The 14954-nt window shown below is 74.4% G+C and carries 12 protein-coding genes; 6 read left to right on the plus strand and 6 right to left on the minus strand.

Going from position 1 to position 14954, the window contains the following annotated elements:
- Nucleotides 1–824: 824 nt before the first annotated feature.
- Nucleotides 825–1649 (minus strand): serine hydrolase, encoded by an 825-nt coding sequence (locus AB0L45_RS33530; protein WP_365846790.1) that lies wholly within the window; start codon nucleotides 1647–1649, stop codon nucleotides 825–827.
- A 166-nt stretch (nucleotides 1650–1815) separates the two neighbouring features.
- On the opposite strand from AB0L45_RS33530, the gene AB0L45_RS33535 reads away from it, so the two are divergent.
- The 4 genes from AB0L45_RS33535 (at nucleotide 1816) to AB0L45_RS33550 (ending at nucleotide 6438) form a co-directional block, all read left to right on the plus strand.
- Nucleotides 1816–3324, plus strand: a complete 1509-nt coding sequence (locus AB0L45_RS33535; RefSeq protein ID WP_365846792.1) for an SDR family oxidoreductase — start codon at nucleotides 1816–1818, stop codon at nucleotides 3322–3324.
- Between the two features lie 143 nt (nucleotides 3325–3467).
- The gene (locus tag AB0L45_RS33540) at nucleotides 3468–4157 is read left to right on the plus strand and encodes a hypothetical protein (protein ID WP_365846794.1); all 690 of its coding nucleotides are present in this window, start codon (nucleotides 3468–3470) and stop codon (nucleotides 4155–4157) included.
- A gap of 155 nt (nucleotides 4158–4312) precedes the next feature.
- The gene (locus tag AB0L45_RS33545) at nucleotides 4313–5593 is read left to right on the plus strand and encodes a VWA domain-containing protein (protein ID WP_365846796.1); all 1281 of its coding nucleotides are present in this window, start codon (nucleotides 4313–4315) and stop codon (nucleotides 5591–5593) included.
- On the plus strand, nucleotides 5593–6438 hold the full coding sequence (locus AB0L45_RS33550; RefSeq protein ID WP_365846798.1) for a hypothetical protein: 846 nt from the start codon (nucleotides 5593–5595) through the stop codon (nucleotides 6436–6438). The genes AB0L45_RS33545 and AB0L45_RS33550 overlap by 1 nt, the downstream gene beginning before the upstream one ends.
- A 76-nt stretch (nucleotides 6439–6514) precedes the next feature.
- On the opposite strand, the gene AB0L45_RS33555 is transcribed toward AB0L45_RS33550, so the two are convergent.
- The 5 genes from AB0L45_RS33555 to AB0L45_RS33575 all read right to left on the minus strand — a co-directional run bounded on the left by AB0L45_RS33555 (nucleotide 6515) and on the right by AB0L45_RS33575 (nucleotide 11210).
- Nucleotides 6515–6745, minus strand: coding sequence for a phosphopantetheine-binding protein (locus AB0L45_RS33555; protein ID WP_365846800.1), 231 nt, complete (start codon nucleotides 6743–6745; stop codon nucleotides 6515–6517).
- Between the two features lie 4 nt (nucleotides 6746–6749).
- The gene (locus AB0L45_RS33560) at nucleotides 6750–7382 is read right to left on the minus strand and encodes an isochorismatase family protein (protein WP_365846802.1); all 633 of its coding nucleotides are present in this window, start codon (nucleotides 7380–7382) and stop codon (nucleotides 6750–6752) included.
- Nucleotides 7383–7426: 44 nt separating this feature from the next.
- On the minus strand, nucleotides 7427–9088 hold the full coding sequence (locus tag AB0L45_RS33565) for a (2,3-dihydroxybenzoyl)adenylate synthase (protein ID WP_365846804.1): 1662 nt from the start codon (nucleotides 9086–9088) through the stop codon (nucleotides 7427–7429).
- A complete protein-coding gene (gene dhbC, locus AB0L45_RS33570; RefSeq protein WP_365846806.1) occupies nucleotides 9085–10290 on the minus strand; it encodes an isochorismate synthase DhbC in 1206 nt (401 codons plus the stop codon). The genes AB0L45_RS33565 and dhbC overlap by 4 nt, the downstream gene beginning before the upstream one ends.
- Before the next feature lie 131 nt (nucleotides 10291–10421).
- On the minus strand, nucleotides 10422–11210 hold the full coding sequence (locus tag AB0L45_RS33575; RefSeq protein WP_365846808.1) for a 2,3-dihydro-2,3-dihydroxybenzoate dehydrogenase: 789 nt from the start codon (nucleotides 11208–11210) through the stop codon (nucleotides 10422–10424).
- A gap of 110 nt (nucleotides 11211–11320) precedes the next feature.
- Here AB0L45_RS33575 and fhuB point away from each other — a divergent pair, with 110 nt between their 5' ends.
- Together fhuB and fes are read left to right on the plus strand one after the other, a co-directional pair.
- The gene (fhuB, locus tag AB0L45_RS33580; protein WP_365846810.1) at nucleotides 11321–13693 is read left to right on the plus strand and encodes a Fe(3+)-hydroxamate ABC transporter permease FhuB; all 2373 of its coding nucleotides are present in this window, start codon (nucleotides 11321–11323) and stop codon (nucleotides 13691–13693) included.
- A 43-nt stretch (nucleotides 13694–13736) separates the two neighbouring features.
- Nucleotides 13737–14954, plus strand: a complete 1218-nt coding sequence (fes, locus tag AB0L45_RS33585; RefSeq protein ID WP_365846812.1) for an enterochelin esterase — start codon at nucleotides 13737–13739, stop codon at nucleotides 14952–14954.

Genomic DNA, 14954 nt, shown 5'->3' on the forward strand with positions numbered 1-14954 from the left:
CGGTGCGTTTCGGCCTTTCGGCTTCTGCGCGGTTCCAACCTTACCAGATCCGTTCGGCGTTTCCGCTTTCCGTATCCGGCCCCTGTTGGAGCGGGTTTTGTTCGCGCCTTCCGGCGTGCTCACTACTTTAGCGGTTTTCCCCGGCGGCTCATAATCGAGCCACTGGTCCGAATTTCGGCATGCCGAAATTCATCCCGTGAGGAGGCCGTGCAGTGGTGATGTGCCGCCGGTGTGGCGTGAGGGCTGTCGTGGTGCCTGTCGGCTCCGTGACAACTCGGAGAACACTACACGACGGGCAGGCGGGGCCGAAGGCACCCCCCGATACGGAGGTGCCGGTGCGCGGACGAGCTGGTCAGGGCTGGGGTGGTCGCCCGTCGGCCGTGTCGCGCTGCCCACCGGATCCCGTAGACCCGCGCCGTATTTCGCGGGCAGCCGGAACCGCAGGGTGTCCAGGCGCTCGGGTCAGGTGCGGCCGCGTTGCCAGTGGCTCAGCGTCGCGGGGCTGACGGAGATGCCGCGTACGGCGAGGGCGCGCACCAGCTGCTTCTGGTAGTGGCCCGGTCCGGCGGCGAAGTCCGCCCAAGGGCGCCGTGGGCCGATACCGCACCTGCCGACATGACCGGGGCCGCCGTGGCGGCGCCTGAGATCAGGATCGCGCGTGGGCTGAGCGCCTTGTCTCCATAGGTGCGAAAGACCCCGCATTATTTGCGAAAGGCCCCGCATTCGCAGGAGGCCTCTCGCCGCCGGGACGGAGGCGTGGCGAGTGCCCCCGGGCTACCGTCTGCCCTCGCACAGGGCACGGTCCACGAGGCCGCGCAGGGCGTTCAGCTGCCGTACGGCGGTGTCCTGGTCCGCCGCAGGAGAGCGGTGTGCTGAAGAGGCCGAGGCCGGCGCGGGTTCCGGGGACCTCGCCGGGCTGGTCCGGTGCGGGGACGGTGCGGCGCGTCTCGGCCTGCTGGGCGGGGGGCCGGCGGGCGGCCGGAGTTCAGGGCGGTGAAGAACCGGTCGAGGTCGGCGGCGGTGCTGGTCATCGCGCCGTCGGGGCCGGTGTCGTAGGGCCGGTACGGCGCGGTGGTGTCGGTGTACGGGCCGTCCGGCGCGAACTGCTGGTACTCGGTGGCGTGCGGGTGCGGGAAGCGCGGCCGGCCTTCGGGGGCGGTGGTGTGCCGCAGGCCGAGCGGGCGCAGGATGCGGGCGCGTACCCCGTGCTGCCAGGTGTGGCCGGTGGCGGCGCGCACGATCATGCCGGTCAGGACGTCGTTGGTGTTGGAGTACGCGTGACGGGCGCCGGGGCGGAACACGGGCCGGTGGCGCATGGCGAGGGCGACCTGCTGCTCGGAGGTGTGGAAGCGGTCGCGGTTCGCCCCGAACGCGCGGCGGTCGCGCGGGGCGAGGTCGGCGACGTAGTCGGGCAGTCCGCTGGTGTGGCCGAGGAGGTGGCGCAAGGGTGACGGAGCGGACGGCGACGCCGGCGTCGCGCAGGGCGTCGGTGTCGCGCTGGTGGCGGGCAGCGTGGTGCGGTCCGGCGGCTTCGGCCGGGCCCGGCGGTACGGCGAGGAGCGCGCCGGCGACGGCCGCCGCGGCGATACGGGCACGGCGTAACGGGTGCGGCGTAACGGGTGCGGGCGGCGGGCCCCGAGTCGGTCCACGGGGCGATGGTGGCCGGGTGGCGCGGCATTGGCCCATCCGGCAGGCTCCCGTTCCGGCGGTGGGGTCACCCGCAGCCCGCGGGTGCGGATCGCCGGTACGGCGACGGGTACCGGTACGGGGCGGGGCGGTACGGGGCGAAAGCGGGGCGGCTACAGGAGGCGCGGCGTGGAACGGTGTCTGGTGACCGGGGCGACCGGGTACATCGGCGGGCGGCTGGTGCCGGAGCTGCTGGCCGCGGGGTACGCGGTGCGGTGCCTGGCGCGTACGCCGGGCAAGCTGCGGGACCATCCCTGGGCGGGCCGGGTGGAGACGGTACGGGGCGATGTCACGGACGCGGAGTCGCTCACCAGGGCGCTGGAGGGCGTCGGGGTCGCGTACTACCTGGTGCACGCGCTGGGCTCGGGCAAGGACTTCGAGGACACCGACCGCCGGGCGGCCCGTACCTTCGCCGGGTGCGCGCGGCGGGCGGGCGTACGGCGGATCGTCTACCTGGGCGGCCCGGTGCCGGAGGGCGTCGACCGGGACGGTCTCTCGCCGCACCTGCGGTCGCGGGACGAGGTGGGCCGCATCCTGCTGGCGTCCGGGGTGCCGACCGCGGTGCTGCGGGCCGCCGTGATCATGGGTTCGGGTTCGGCGTCCTTCGAGATGCTGCGGTACCTGACCGAGCGGCTGCCGGTCATGGTGACGCCGAGTTGGGTGCGTACCCGTATCCAGCCGCTGGCGGTACGGGACGTGCTGCACTACCTGGTGGGGTGCGCCGCGCTGCCGGAGTCGGTGAACCGGGCCTTCGACGTCGGCGGGCCGGACGTCCTGACGTACCGGCAGATGATGCAGCGCTACGCGCGGGTCGCGGCGCTCCCACACCGGCTGATCGTGCCGGTGCCGGTGCTCACGCCGGGGCTCTCCAGCCACTGGGTGGGGCTGGTGACGCCCGTACCGGCGGGCATCGCCCGGCCGCTGGCGGAGTCGCTGCGTCACGAGGCGGTGGCCGGGGAGCACGACATCGCGCGGTACGTGCCGGACCCGCCGGGCGGGCTGACCGGCTTCGACCGTGCGGTGGAGCTGGCGCTGCGGCGCGTACGGGAGGCGCGGGTCGCCACCCGCTGGTCGTCGGCGTCGGTGCCGGGCGCCCCCAGCGACCCGCTGCCGACCGACCCGGACTGGGCGGGCGGCAGCCTCTACACCGACCGCAGGGCCCGCGTCGTGGACGCCTCGCCCGAGGCGCTGTGGGACGTCGTCGAGGGCATCGGCGGGGAGCACGGCTGGTACTCCTTCCCCCTGGCCTGGGCGCTGCGGGGGTGGCTGGACCGGCTGGCGGGCGGGGTCGGGCTGCGCCGGGGGCGGCGGGACGCGCAGCGGCTGCGCGCGGGTGACTCGCTGGACTTCTGGCGGGTCGAGGAGATCGAGCGGGGGCGGCTGCTGCGGCTGCGCGCGGAGATGCGGCTGCCGGGGCTCGCCTGGCTGGAGCTGATGACCGGCCGGGACGCAGCGGGCCGTACGGTCTACCGGCAGCGGGCGGTCTTCCACCCGCACGGGCTGGCGGGGCATGTGTACTGGTGGAGTGTCGCGCCGTTCCACGCGGTGGTCTTCGGGGGGATGGCGCGCAACATCGCCGCGGCGGCGCGGGAGCGGGACAGGCGCGGTGGTACGGGGGGCGGTGACCGGCCCGGCTGACGTCACCCTCCGTGCGCGGCATGCCGTCGAACAGGTGATTACCGGTCGGTCGGTGTCCTCAGTCGGACGCAAGCAGGACGCGGCGCACGGCCCGCGTGGAAAGGCTTGGGTAGTTCAGGCACTCCCGGCAATGGAGGCACAACATGCCCGCACCCCGTCCACGCACCGGCTGGCGACGATCCGGCCCGTGGTATCCGCTGCTCGTCTGCGGCCTGGTCGGCGGCGTCGCCGCTCCGGCGGCCCTGGCCGCGCCGTCCGGCGCGCCGGACACGCAGCCCCGCAAGGGCACGGCGGCACAGGCCACCGACACGTCCGGCGCCCGGAGCGCCGAGGAGCGCGCGCCCAGAGGCGGCGTGCTGCGGTGGGCCAGCGTCGACAAGAAGTACCCCAACCGGACGACGCCGGCGGGTGTGACCGTCCGGGTCGGCCACGAGGACGAGACGGGCGGCACCTGGCGCACGTTCATCACGATGAACACCCGGGACCTGTGGGACAAGAAGTTCACCAAGGCCACCTTCCGCATCAGGAACACCTACTCCTGGTCGTGCGCCAAGCGGCCCGTCCAGCTCTGGGACACCGGTCAGGCCTATGCGAGTACGACGTGGAACAAGCAGCCCAAGTGGTACAAGCTGCTCGGCACCGTCACTGACGCCAAGGGCCACGGCCGGCACTGCCCGGTCGGCGAGCTGTACTTCGACGTGACCCAGTCCGCCCTGCAGGCCAAGAAGAACAAGTGGCCGACGATGACCCTCGGGCTGCGGGCCGCGAACGAGAACGACACCTTCGCCTGGAAGAAGTTCGACGCGAGCACGTCCACGCTCATCACCAGGTAACGCGGCCCCCGCCACCGTCCCGGCCGCCCCGCCGGACTCGTGTCCGGCCGGGGCGGCCGGCTCGCGTGCGCGGCGCACGCCGCCTGGCGCACCCTCAGCACGCCCCCGCGCCGCCCGTTTTGGTCCCCGGCCCCGTTCCTCACTACGATCCGCCGATGATCACAAGAAAACGGCTGGCGGCCGGGGTGTGCGGCCTGCTCGCCACCCTGGCCGTGGGGCTGCTGCCCACCTCCGCCGCAGCCGCCGGCGAACCGGACGCGAAGAAGCCCTCCCCCAAGGTCGAGCTGGTGCTGGACGTCAGCGGCTCGATGCGGGCGCGGGACATCGACGGGCAGAGCCGGATGTCGGCGGCGAAGCAGGCGTTCAACGAGGTGCTGGACGCGGTGCCGGGCGAGGTCCAGCTCGGCATTCGTACCCTCGGCGCGAACTATCCGGGTCCTGACCGGCAGACCGGGTGCAAGGACACCAAGCAGCTCTACCCGGTCGGGCCGCTCGACCGGACCGAGGCGAAGACCGCGGTGGCGACGCTCGCCCCCACCGGCTGGACGCCGATCGGCCCGGCTCTGCTGGGCGCGGCCGACGACCTCAAGGGCGGGGACGCGACCCGCCGGATCGTGCTGATCACGGACGGCGAGGACACCTGCGCGCCGCTCGACCCGTGCGAGGTGGCGCGGGACATCGCCGCCAAGGGCATCCACCTGACCGTGGACACGCTCGGGCTGCTGCCGGACGCCAAGACCCGCAAGCAGCTCAGCTGCATCGCGGAGGCCACCGGCGGTACGTACACCTCGGTCCAGCACACCAGTGAACTGCGGGACCGGGTACACCAGTTGGTGGACCGCGCGGCCGATCCGGTGGTGACGCCGGTGCCGACGCAGGGCGCCGACCAGTGTGCCAAGGCGCCGGTGCTCAAGCCGGGGCTGTACACGGACCGGGAGAAGTTCGCCGAGCACCGCTGGTACCGGGTGGACGTACGGCCCGGTCAGGAGCTGCGCGCGGCGGCGAGCATCGGCGCGGACCGCGCGGTCAACAACGATTACGGCATCCTGCTGCGCGCCTCGACCGTGCACGGCCGGGAGATCGTCCGCGGCTCGGAGGCGGGTGACGGGCGTACCGATGTCATCTCGTCCGGCCTGCGCTACCCGAAGGCACGGCTGAAGAACGCCGACGGTGCCGCGAAGGAGGCGCCGGAGACGGTCTGCCTCCAGCTCAGCAACTCCTTCGCGGCGCCCGCCTCGGTCAAGACCGAGCCGGGGCTGCCGGTCGAGCTGGCCATCGATGTCGTGGACGGCCCGTCCGACGCCTCGGACGCCGCGTCCTTCGGCCTGGGCCGCGGCTGGTGGTTCCTGGGCGCTCTGGTGCTCGTCGGCCTGGTGGCCGGTCTGCTGTGGGGCTGGCTGTCGCGCTGGCGTGTCGCCGTCTGGAGGACCAACTGATGCGTACCCGTAGGTTTGTGACCAGCGCGCTGCTGGCGGGGGCCGCGCTCTTCGGTACGGCCGGTGCGGCGGTGGCGGACAGCCCGTCGCCGTCCGCGAGCGGCAGTGCCGAGGGGCCGACGGAGGCGGGTACGTCGTTCCGTACGGCGACGCCGGTCACGGCGGGGCAGCGGGCGACGGCCGGGGCGTCGACCGGTGACTACCTGTACTGGGCGGTGCCGGTGGACACCGGGCAGCGCGCCACGATGACGGCGAAGGTGACCCTGCCCAAGGCGGCCCGGCACGGCGCCGCGACGTGGCAGCTCGACGTGTACGACGGGCTGCGGCGCCGTCAGGCGTGCGCCTACGGCGCGCAGACCCGCGCGGCGGCAGCGGACGCGGCGTCGGTGGAGGTGTCCTGCACGCTGCGGACGGTCCGCTCCTGGGCCGAGCAGTCGTCGAACGATCCGCTGCCGGGCACGTACTACGTGCGGCTGACGGTCACCGATCTGCCGCAGGAGGACCTGGGGCTGCCGGTGCGCGCCGAGTTCGAGCCCGCGGTCGCCGAGGCGGGCGGCGCGTACGCCGTGGACGGCAAGCTGGCCGCGCCGCTGGTGCCGGGGGCCGCCGCGGCGAGCCCGGAGGACGGGCAGAGCGCTTCGCCGGAGCCGTCGGCATCGGCGTCGGCGGCGGGCAAGCGGTCCGTCGCCGCGTCCGAGCCGGAGGGCGGCTGGTCCTCGGGCCGGTGGTCCGACCGGTGGGTGTGGACGGCGGTGGGCGGTCTGCTGGCGGCGCTCGCCGGGATCGCCGGGTACGCGATGACGCGCGGCAGCGGCCGTCCGTCGCGGGTGCCGCCGGGCGTCTGACGGCGTCACGCGGCATACGGCAGCGGGGCGGTGCGCGGAGGGTTCCGCGTACCGCCCCGCTGCCGTACGGAAAGGTTCAGCCGGTGGCGCCGAGCAGCACCGCCCACTTCTCCAGGGCGGGCTCCTCCGACAGGTCGGCGACGGCGACCTCGATGCCGTGGTCGCGGTTCCAGCGGCCGGCCAGGGCCATCAGGCGGACCGAGTCGAGGCCGTAGTCCACGAGGTTCTCGTCGTCGGGGATGTCGGCGGGGTCCTCGCCGAGGACGTCCGCTACGTCGTTGCGCAGCTGCTGGAGCGTCAGTGCCATGAGGTCACTTCCCTTCGAAGACGGTGGCGGTGGTGGTGACCACGGCACACTTGCCGGCTGCCCAGCGCAGCGCCATCGCGTGGTCGTCGGCGGAGAAGTCGGCCACCGCGTCGGCGACCAGGAACGCCTGGAGGTCGCGCATCCACGCGTCGCAGGCGGTCATCAGCACGCCGATGTGGGCGTAGACGCCGGTGATGACGAGCTGGTCGCGGCCGAGTTCGCGCAGTCGCTCTTCGAGGTCGGTGCGGACGAAGCCGCTGTACTTCCACTTGGTCAGCACGGTGTCGTCCGGGCCGGGCGCGACCGCGTCGGCGATGGCCGCGGCGTGCTCGTCGGCGGGCAGGCCGGGGCCCCAGAAGTCCTGCTGGAGGCCGCGTTCGGCGGGGGTCTGGCCGCCGGGCTGCGCGGTGTAGAGGACCGGGATGCCGAGCCGGGCGGCTTCCGTCTTCAGCGCGGCCACGTTGCGCAGCAGGTCGGTGGCGGGGGACGCCTGGGTGTCGAAGGCCGACAGGAAGTAGTTCTGCAGGTCGTGGACGAGCAGGACGGCGCGCGACGGGTCGGCCTCCCAGTCCACGCGGTTCGCGGGCAGGTCGCCGGCGGACGGCATGGGGTAGGGGGCGATGGCGGGCAGGGCCATGGTGCGGTGCGGTCCCTTCAGGACGGTCGGGGCGGGGCGGAGGGTCAGGAGGGTTCGGTGGCGCCGGTGGCGGCGGACCTGAGGTCCTTCTTGGAGATCTTGCCGACGCCGGTCTGCGGGAAAGCATCCACGAATACGACCCGGTCGGGCACCTTGTAGGCGGCGAGGCCGCGGGCGCGGACGAACTTCTTGACGGCGACCGGGGTGGGCCGTTCGGCGCCGGAGCGCAGGATGACGTAGGCGAGGGTGCGTTCGCCCAGGTACGGGTCGGGTTCGGCGACCACGTTGGCGTCGTGCACGGCGGGGTGGGCGAGCAGGTGGTTCTCCACCTCCTCGGCGGCGATCTTCTCGCCGCCGCGGTTGATCTGGTCCTTGGCGCGGCCCTCGACCACGAGGTGGCCGGTGGGGGTGAGCCGGACGACGTCGCCGGTGCGGTAGAAGCCGTCCTCGGTGAAGGAGCGGGCGTTGTGCTCGGGCGCCTTCCAGTAGCCGCGGATGGTGTACGGGCCGCGGGTGAGCAGGTGCCCGGTCTCGCCCACGGGCAGGTCGTTGTCCTGGTCGTCGACGACGCGGATCTCGTCGTCCGGGGAGATGGGCCGGCCCTGGGTGGTGACGATGATTTCCTCGGGGTCGTCCAGCCGGGTGTAGTTGACCAGGCCCTCGGCCATGCCGAACACCTGCTGGAGGGTGCAGCCGAGGGCGGGCCGCACCCGCCGGGCGGCCTCCTCGCTGAACTTGGCGCCGCCGACCAGCAGGACGTCCAGGCTGCTCAGGTCGTACGAGGTGGCCGGCGCGGCCTCGGTCCAGACGAGTGCGAGCGGCGGGACGAGGCCGGTGAGGGTGACGCGTTCGCGTTCGATGAGCGGGAACGCGACGTCGGGGGTGGGCTGCGGGCACAGTACGACGCGGGCGCCCGCGTACAGGGCACCGAGCGACCCGGGCGAGGAGAGCGGGAAGTTGTGGGCGGCGGGCAGTACGCACAGGTAGACGCTGTGCTCGTCGACGCCGCACAGCTCGTTGGAGCCCCACAGGGAGTAGATGTAGTCATCGTGGGTGCGCGGGATGAGCTTGGGGACGCCGGTGCTGCCGCCGGAGAGCTGGAGGAAGGCGAGGTCGTCCGGTGCGGGCTCGTCCCAGGCCGCGGTCTCCGTGTCCGGGTCCACCGGTACGTCCGCGAGGGCCTCGAAGGGGCCCGGGTCGCCGCCGGTGACGAAGACGTGGCGCAGGCCCGGTACGCCGTCCCGTACGGTCGCGGCCAGCGCGCGGTAGTCGTAGCCGCCGTGTTCGGCGGCGATGACGTAGGCGGCGGCGCCGGTGAACTCGCAGAAGTAGCGGATCTCGGTCTCGCGGTGCGCGGGCAGTGCGAAGACCGGGAGGGCGCCGAGGCGGAAGAGGGCGAAGATCACCTCGAAGAACTCGGCGACGTTCGGCAGCTGGACGACGACCCGGTCGCCGCGGACGATGCCCCGCGCGTGGAGACCGGCGGCGAGCCGGGTGGCGCGGCGGTCCAGCTCGGCGTACGTCCAGCGGCGGCCCTCGCCGGCCGGGTCGACGACGGCGATCCGGTCCGGGTGGGCGGCGGCCCGGTCGCGGAGCATCTGCCCGAAGGTCTCGCCGCGCCACCACCCGGCGGCGCGGTAGCGCTCGGCGAACTCCGCGGGCCAGGTCGGTGCGTGGGAGTGGGCGTAGGCGTACTGATCGGTCACAGTTCGGCTCCGACGGCGCTCAGGAAGGTACGGAACTTGGCGCCGGTCTCGGCGGTCTCGGCGGCGGGTTCGGAGGCGGCGACGACACCGGCCCCGGCGTACAGGCGCAGGGCGCGCTCCTCGGCCTCGGCGCAGCGGATGGTCACCACCCACTCGCCGTCGCCGGACGCGTCGCCCCAGCCGACCATGCCGGTGAAGAAGCCGCGGTCGAACGGTTCGGTCTCGGCGATCACCTGGCGGGCGGTGTCGGTGGGGGTGCCGCAGACCGCGGGGGTGGGGTGCAGGGCGCAGGCCAGTTCGAGCGCGGAGGTGTCCGGTGCGGCCAGGGTGCCGGTGACGGTGGTGGACAGGTGCCACATGGTGGCGGTGCGCACCAGGGTGGGCCGGTCGGGGACGGCGAGGTCGGTGCAGTACGGGGCGAGGGCCCGGTGGACGGCGTCCACGACGACGGCGTGCTCGTGCAGGTCCTTGGCGGACTCCAGCAGGGCGGCGGCCCGGCGGACGTCCTCGGCCAGGTCGTCGCTGCGCGGGGTGGAGCCGGCCAGGGGGTTGGCGACGACCCGGTGGCCGCGGCGGGAGACGAGGAGTTCGGGGCTGGCGCCGAGCAGGGTGCGGCCGGGCGCGGTGGGCAGCGCGAAGGTGTAGCCGGAGGGGTCGCGGCGGGCCAGGCGCTGGAGCATGGCGGGGATGTCGAGCGCTTCGGGGGTGGTCAGTTCGAGGGTGCGGGCGAGGACGACCTTGCTGAACTCGCCGCGCCACATGCGCTCGACGGCGGCGGCCACGCCGGCGCCGTACTCCTCGGGGGCCGGCACGGGTCTGATGTCCCACCGGGCCGCGGCGGGCGGGTCGGCGGGCAGCGCGATGAGCGGGTCGGCGGTGAGCGGCGGGGCGGTCTGCGCGGTGGCGGGCACGGCGAGCGCGGCGGGGGCCGTCTGGTCGAACGGCACGGCGCCGATGACCAGGGGCGCGCCGTGGCCGGCGGCCCGGGCTGCGTCGAGGGTGGCGGCGACGCGCTGCGGCAGGGGGCGTTCGTCGTGCGGGACGTCGCTGTGGGTGCCCTGCGCGAGGAGGGTGCGCGTGGGCGTGCCGAGGAAGCGGGCGCCGGGGGTGTAGGCGCTCAGGAGGGACGTGGCCGCGCCGACTGCCGGGTGGGCCGGCTCGGCGAGGGGGACGTGCGTGGCGACTTCGGGTGCCGTCGGCACGGGGGCTCCAATTCTCGGAAGGCTGCGAGGTTCCGGGGGATGGCTGATACGGGTGGTGGTGCGCAGGGTGAGCGGTGCTGCGGTAGTGCGCGCGCCCCCGGCGGCCGGTGGGCGGCGGGGCGCGGCGCGGGTCACCGCAGGGTGGCGCCGCCGTCGACGTACAGCTCCTGCATGGTGATGTGCCGGGCGCGGTCGGAGGCGAGGAAGACGACCGCGTCGGCGATGTCGGACGGGTCGGCGATCCGGCCGAGGGGGATGCCGGTGCGGTACGTCTGCGGGTCACCGGCGATGACGCGGCGGGGTGCGTCGTCGTCGGTCCACAGCGCGCGTTGCATGGCGGTGTCGGTGGAGCCGGGCGCGACGATGTTGCAGCGCACGCCGCTGCGGGCGAGTTCGAGCCCCAGGCACTTGGTGTACATGGCCGCCGCGGCCTTGGAGGCGGCGTACGCGGCCATTCCGGTCCGGGGGACGCCGGCGGCGTTGGAGCCGACGGTGACGATGCTGCCGACGCCGCGCTTGACCATGTGCGGGGCGACGGCGCGGGACGTGTGGAAGACGCCGGTGGTGTTCACGGCGAAGGTGTCGGCCCAGTCCGCGTCGGACAGCTCGGCGGCGGGGCCGGGGCGCAGGATGCCGGCGACGTTCACCAGGACGGCGATCGGGCCGAGTTCGCGCTCGACGCGTTCGACGGTGGCGTCGACCGCGGTGCGGTCGGTGACGTCCATGGCTTCGGTGGTGACGGTTCCGGCGGTGCCGTCCTCGGCCGGCGGCGCCGCGGGTGCGGTGCGGTCGGTGGCGACGACGTGGGCGCCCTGTCGCGCCAGGGCGGCGGCGACGGCGGCGCCGATGCCCTGCCCGGCGCCGGTCACCAGCGCGATACGGCCGGTGAATTCGGCGCGGCCCGGTATGTGCTCAGGCATGAGCAAACCTCCCCATTTGTTAGGCAAGCCTAACCTAATATAGGACAGGCGCCCAGCCACTCCGGCATTCCGCGCGCACGCAGGAGAAACGGTTAGGCTAGCCTCACCTTATGCAAAAGCAGCGTACGGGTATAGCCGCCCCGTCCCCCGAACACGGCACCGAGGGCGGTACGTTGCCGGGCACGGTGGCGCAAAAGCATGCCCGGCCCCCTGCGGATGACCCGCGCTTTGCCTCCGGACAGCCCGGCACGGCCCCCGGCGACGAGCGCCCCGCGGCCCCCCATGGCGCGCCCTCCGTGAACCCCGACGGCGAACGCCCCGCCGGCACCACGCGCCGCACCGTCGCGCTCGCCGTGGCGGGCTTCGTGGCCGCCGTCCTCGTACTGGCCGCCGTGTCCCTGTGCGTCGGCGCCGGCGAGGTCGGCGCGAGCGGCGTACTGGACTACCTGCTCGACCGCGGCGGCGCGCGCAGCGACCCGCGGCTCGCTCTCGTCGTCGGCGACCTGCGGTTGCCCCGTACGCTGACCGCCCTGCTCGTCGGCGGCGCGCTCGGCGTCGCCGGGTGCCTGCTCCAGGCCGTCACCCGCAACCCGCTCGCCGAGACCGGCCTGCTCGGCGTCAACGCCGGGGCCTCGCTCGGCGTCGTCGCCGGCATCGCGCTGCTGGGCCTGGACAGCGGGTACGCCTACCTCGTCTGCGCGTTCGCCGGCGCGGTCGTCGCCAGTGGCCTGGTGCTGCTCATCGCGGGCCGCAGGGGCGGCGGTTCGCCGATGCGGCTGGTGCTCGCCGGGTCCGCGCTGGGCGCCACCTTCGGCGGGCTGACCAGTGTGATCGTGGTGAACTCGGCGGAGACCTACGACCGGTTCCGGTTCTGGGTGCTCGGCTCGCTGGCCGGCGTCGAGGGCTTCGGCGAACTGGGGCGCCTCGCGCCCGTACTGGCCGTCGGGTTCGTGGTGGCGCTGCTGGTCGCCCGGCCGCTGTCCGCGCTGGCGCTCGGCGACGACCTGGCCCGCAGCCTGGGCCACCGGCCGCCGGTGATCCGTACCGTGGTCGCCGTCGGCGTGACGCTGCTGACCGCGGCCGCGGTGGCGCTGGCCGGGCCGATCTCCTTCCTCGGGCTGCTGGCGGGCTTCCTGGCCCGGGCGGTCGCCGGGACGCGGCTCGCCGCCCGGCTGCTGCTGGCCGGGCTGATCGGCGCCGCCGTGCTGATCCTCGCGGACGTGGTGGCCCGGGTGGTCTCCCGCCCGTTCGAGGCACCCGTCTCCGTCATCGTGGCGCTGATCGGCGCGCCCGTGCTCATCGGCATCGTCCGGTCCCGGCAGCTCACCGCGATGGGCATGACCGAGCCGGCCACCGAGGAGCGCGCACCGGGCAAGGCGGCGCGCGGCGTGCTGCACGCGCTGCGGGGACGCCTCCCGCGCCGCACGCCGAAGCCTGGCCGGGTGCGCCCCGCCGACACGTTCGTGCTGCGCCGCGGCCCGCTCTCCTTCCTCGTCGGCCGGCGCGCCACGCTGGCGGCGCTGCTGCTGGCCGCGCTGCTCCTGCTGGCCGTGGTGCTCTCCGCGTACGCCGGACAGAGCGAGATGGGCGTGGTGCGCACCTTCCAGGCGATCTTCGGTCAGGGCGACCGGTTCGACGTCCTGCTGGTGCAGAAGTTCCGGCTGGGGCGGATCGTGGCCGGGCTGGCGGCGGGCGCCGCGCTGGGGCTGGCCGGCTGCCTCACCCAGACGCTGGCCCGCAACCGCCTCGCCACCCCCGAACTGCTCGGCGTCAACGACGGCGCCACCGCCGCCGTCCTGCTGTCCGTCACGCTCAGCGCGACCGGCACCTTCGGCGCCTGGTGGGCGGGCCCGCTGGGCGCGCTGGCCGCGGCGGTCGTGGTGACGGTCGTCTCCGGAGGCCTCGGGCAGCGCGGCTACCGTGTGCTCGTCGTCGGTCTGGCGATGTCCGCGCTGGCCTCCGCCGCGACCCAGGTGGCGCTGTCCCGCCGCTCGCTCAACTCGGCGAGTTCGCTGTACGTGTGGACCTCCGGCAGCCTGAACGGGCGCAGCTACGCCGTCGCCGTCCCCGTCCTCGTCGGCCTGGCCGTCCTGGTCCCGCTGAGCCTCGCCGTCGCCCGGCACCTGGGCGTGCTGCGCTTCGACGACGCCACCGCCTCCTCGCTGGGTGCCGCTCCGGGCCGTACCCGCGCGGTGTGCCTGCTGCTGGCGGTGGCCCTGGCGGGCCTGGCCGTGGGCATCTGCGGGCCGGTCGGTTTCGTGGCACTGGCCTCCCCCGTCATCGCGTCACGGCTGGCGGGGCCGCTGCGGGTGCCGCTGGTCGGCACGATGCTGACGGGGGCGCTGCTGGTGGTGGCGGCCGACACGATCGGCAGGATCGTCTTCGCGGGCACGGAGGTGCCGGTGGGGGTCGTGACGACCGTACTGGGCGGGCCCTTCCTGCTGTGGGTGCTGCTGGGCCGCTCGGCGGCGACACGTGTGTGACGCAGTGTCTTCTCCTGACGCTCCCGACGAGAGGGACAAGAAAGTGACCGCTGTCCGTAGTCCCCTGCTGCGCCGCCTCGCCGAGGACGTGCGGGCCGGGCGGCCCGGCGCCGAGGCGGAGTTCTGGCGCCGTGCCGCGGCGGCCGGGACGCCGCTGGTGGAGCCGGACCCGGACGGCGAGCCGGGCCACGTCCTGGTCACGTTCGTGTGGCGGGACGACCCCGCGGCCCCGGCGACGGACGTACTGACGCTCCTGCACACCGTCACCGACCGGGACCGGCACGCGGGCGACCTGACGCCGCACCTGATGACCCGTGTCGAGGGGACCGCGGCCTGGGCCCTCAGCCACCGGCTGCGGTCCGACCACCGCGCCTCGTACCAGTTCCTCCCCGGCACCGGGCCGCGCGAGGAGATCCTGCGTACGGACCGGCAGGCGTGGCTGAAGGTCCTGGACAGCGCCGTTCCCGACCCACTGAACACCGCGCCCGTCCTGCCGTCACGGGACGGCCGCCACCCCGCCTCCGTCATGGAGCTGCCCGGCGCGCCGGCGCAGCCGTGCACCGGGCGCAGGCCGGACGCGGCACGCGGTACGTCCGTCCGTACGGAGGTGGACGGCAGGCACGTCACGGTGCACCTGCCGCCCGGGCACCGCGCCGACGACGGCCCGTACGCCGTCGCGGTCCTGCTGGACGGTGAGATGTGGGGCCCGGTCCTCGGCGCCGGCGACTTGTTCGACAACCTGCACGCCGACGCCTCCGTACCACCCACGGTCGCGCTGCTCGTGGACACCATGGGGCAGCGCATGACGGACCTGAGCTGCAACGGGGAGTTCGTCGACTGGCTGGCGGACACGCTGCTGCCGTGGGCGGACGCCGCGTACGGGACCGATCCGCGCCCGGAGCGCACGGTCGTCGCGGGGCAGAGCGCGGGCGGCCTGACCGCGGCGTACGCGGCCTTCCGGCGGCCGGACCGGTTCGGGCTGGCGCTCTCGCAGTCCGGGTCCTTCTGGTGGCCGGACGACGAGCGCGGCACCGAGTGGCTGACCCGCCAGTACGCCACCGCCGAACGCCGCCCCGTGCGGCTGCGGCTGGAGGTCGGCCTCCAGGAGTGGATGCTGCTCACGGAGAACCGCCGGCTGCGCAACGTGCTGCGGGCGCGCGGTTACGACGTGACGTACGAGGAGTTCAACGGCGGCCACGATTACGCGTGCTGGCGCGGCGGGCTGGCCACGGGGCTGGGAGCGCTGCTGTCCGGGGACTGA

This window comes from Streptomyces sp. NPDC052496, assembly GCF_040679095.1.
Lineage (GTDB): Bacteria > Actinomycetota > Actinomycetes > Streptomycetales > Streptomycetaceae > Streptomyces.

What these genes read in the sequence shown, in the direction of transcription:
- AB0L45_RS33560 (WP_365846802.1), bottom strand. Translation starts at nt 7,382, where the DNA reads ATGGCCCTGCCCGCCATCGCCCCCTACCCCATGCCGTCCGCCGGCGAC.
- AB0L45_RS33555 (WP_365846800.1), bottom strand. Translation starts at nt 6,745, where the DNA reads ATGGCACTGACGCTCCAGCAGCTGCGCAACGACGTAGCGGACGTCCTC.
- AB0L45_RS33545 (WP_365846796.1), top strand. Translation starts at nt 4,313, where the DNA reads ATGATCACAAGAAAACGGCTGGCGGCCGGGGTGTGCGGCCTGCTCGCC.
- AB0L45_RS33540 (WP_365846794.1), top strand. Translation starts at nt 3,468, where the DNA reads ATGCCCGCACCCCGTCCACGCACCGGCTGGCGACGATCCGGCCCGTGG.
- AB0L45_RS33550 (WP_365846798.1), top strand. Translation starts at nt 5,593, where the DNA reads ATGCGTACCCGTAGGTTTGTGACCAGCGCGCTGCTGGCGGGGGCCGCG.
- AB0L45_RS33575 (WP_365846808.1), bottom strand. Translation starts at nt 11,210, where the DNA reads ATGCCTGAGCACATACCGGGCCGCGCCGAATTCACCGGCCGTATCGCG.
- fhuB (WP_365846810.1), top strand. Translation starts at nt 11,321, where the DNA reads ATGCAAAAGCAGCGTACGGGTATAGCCGCCCCGTCCCCCGAACACGGC.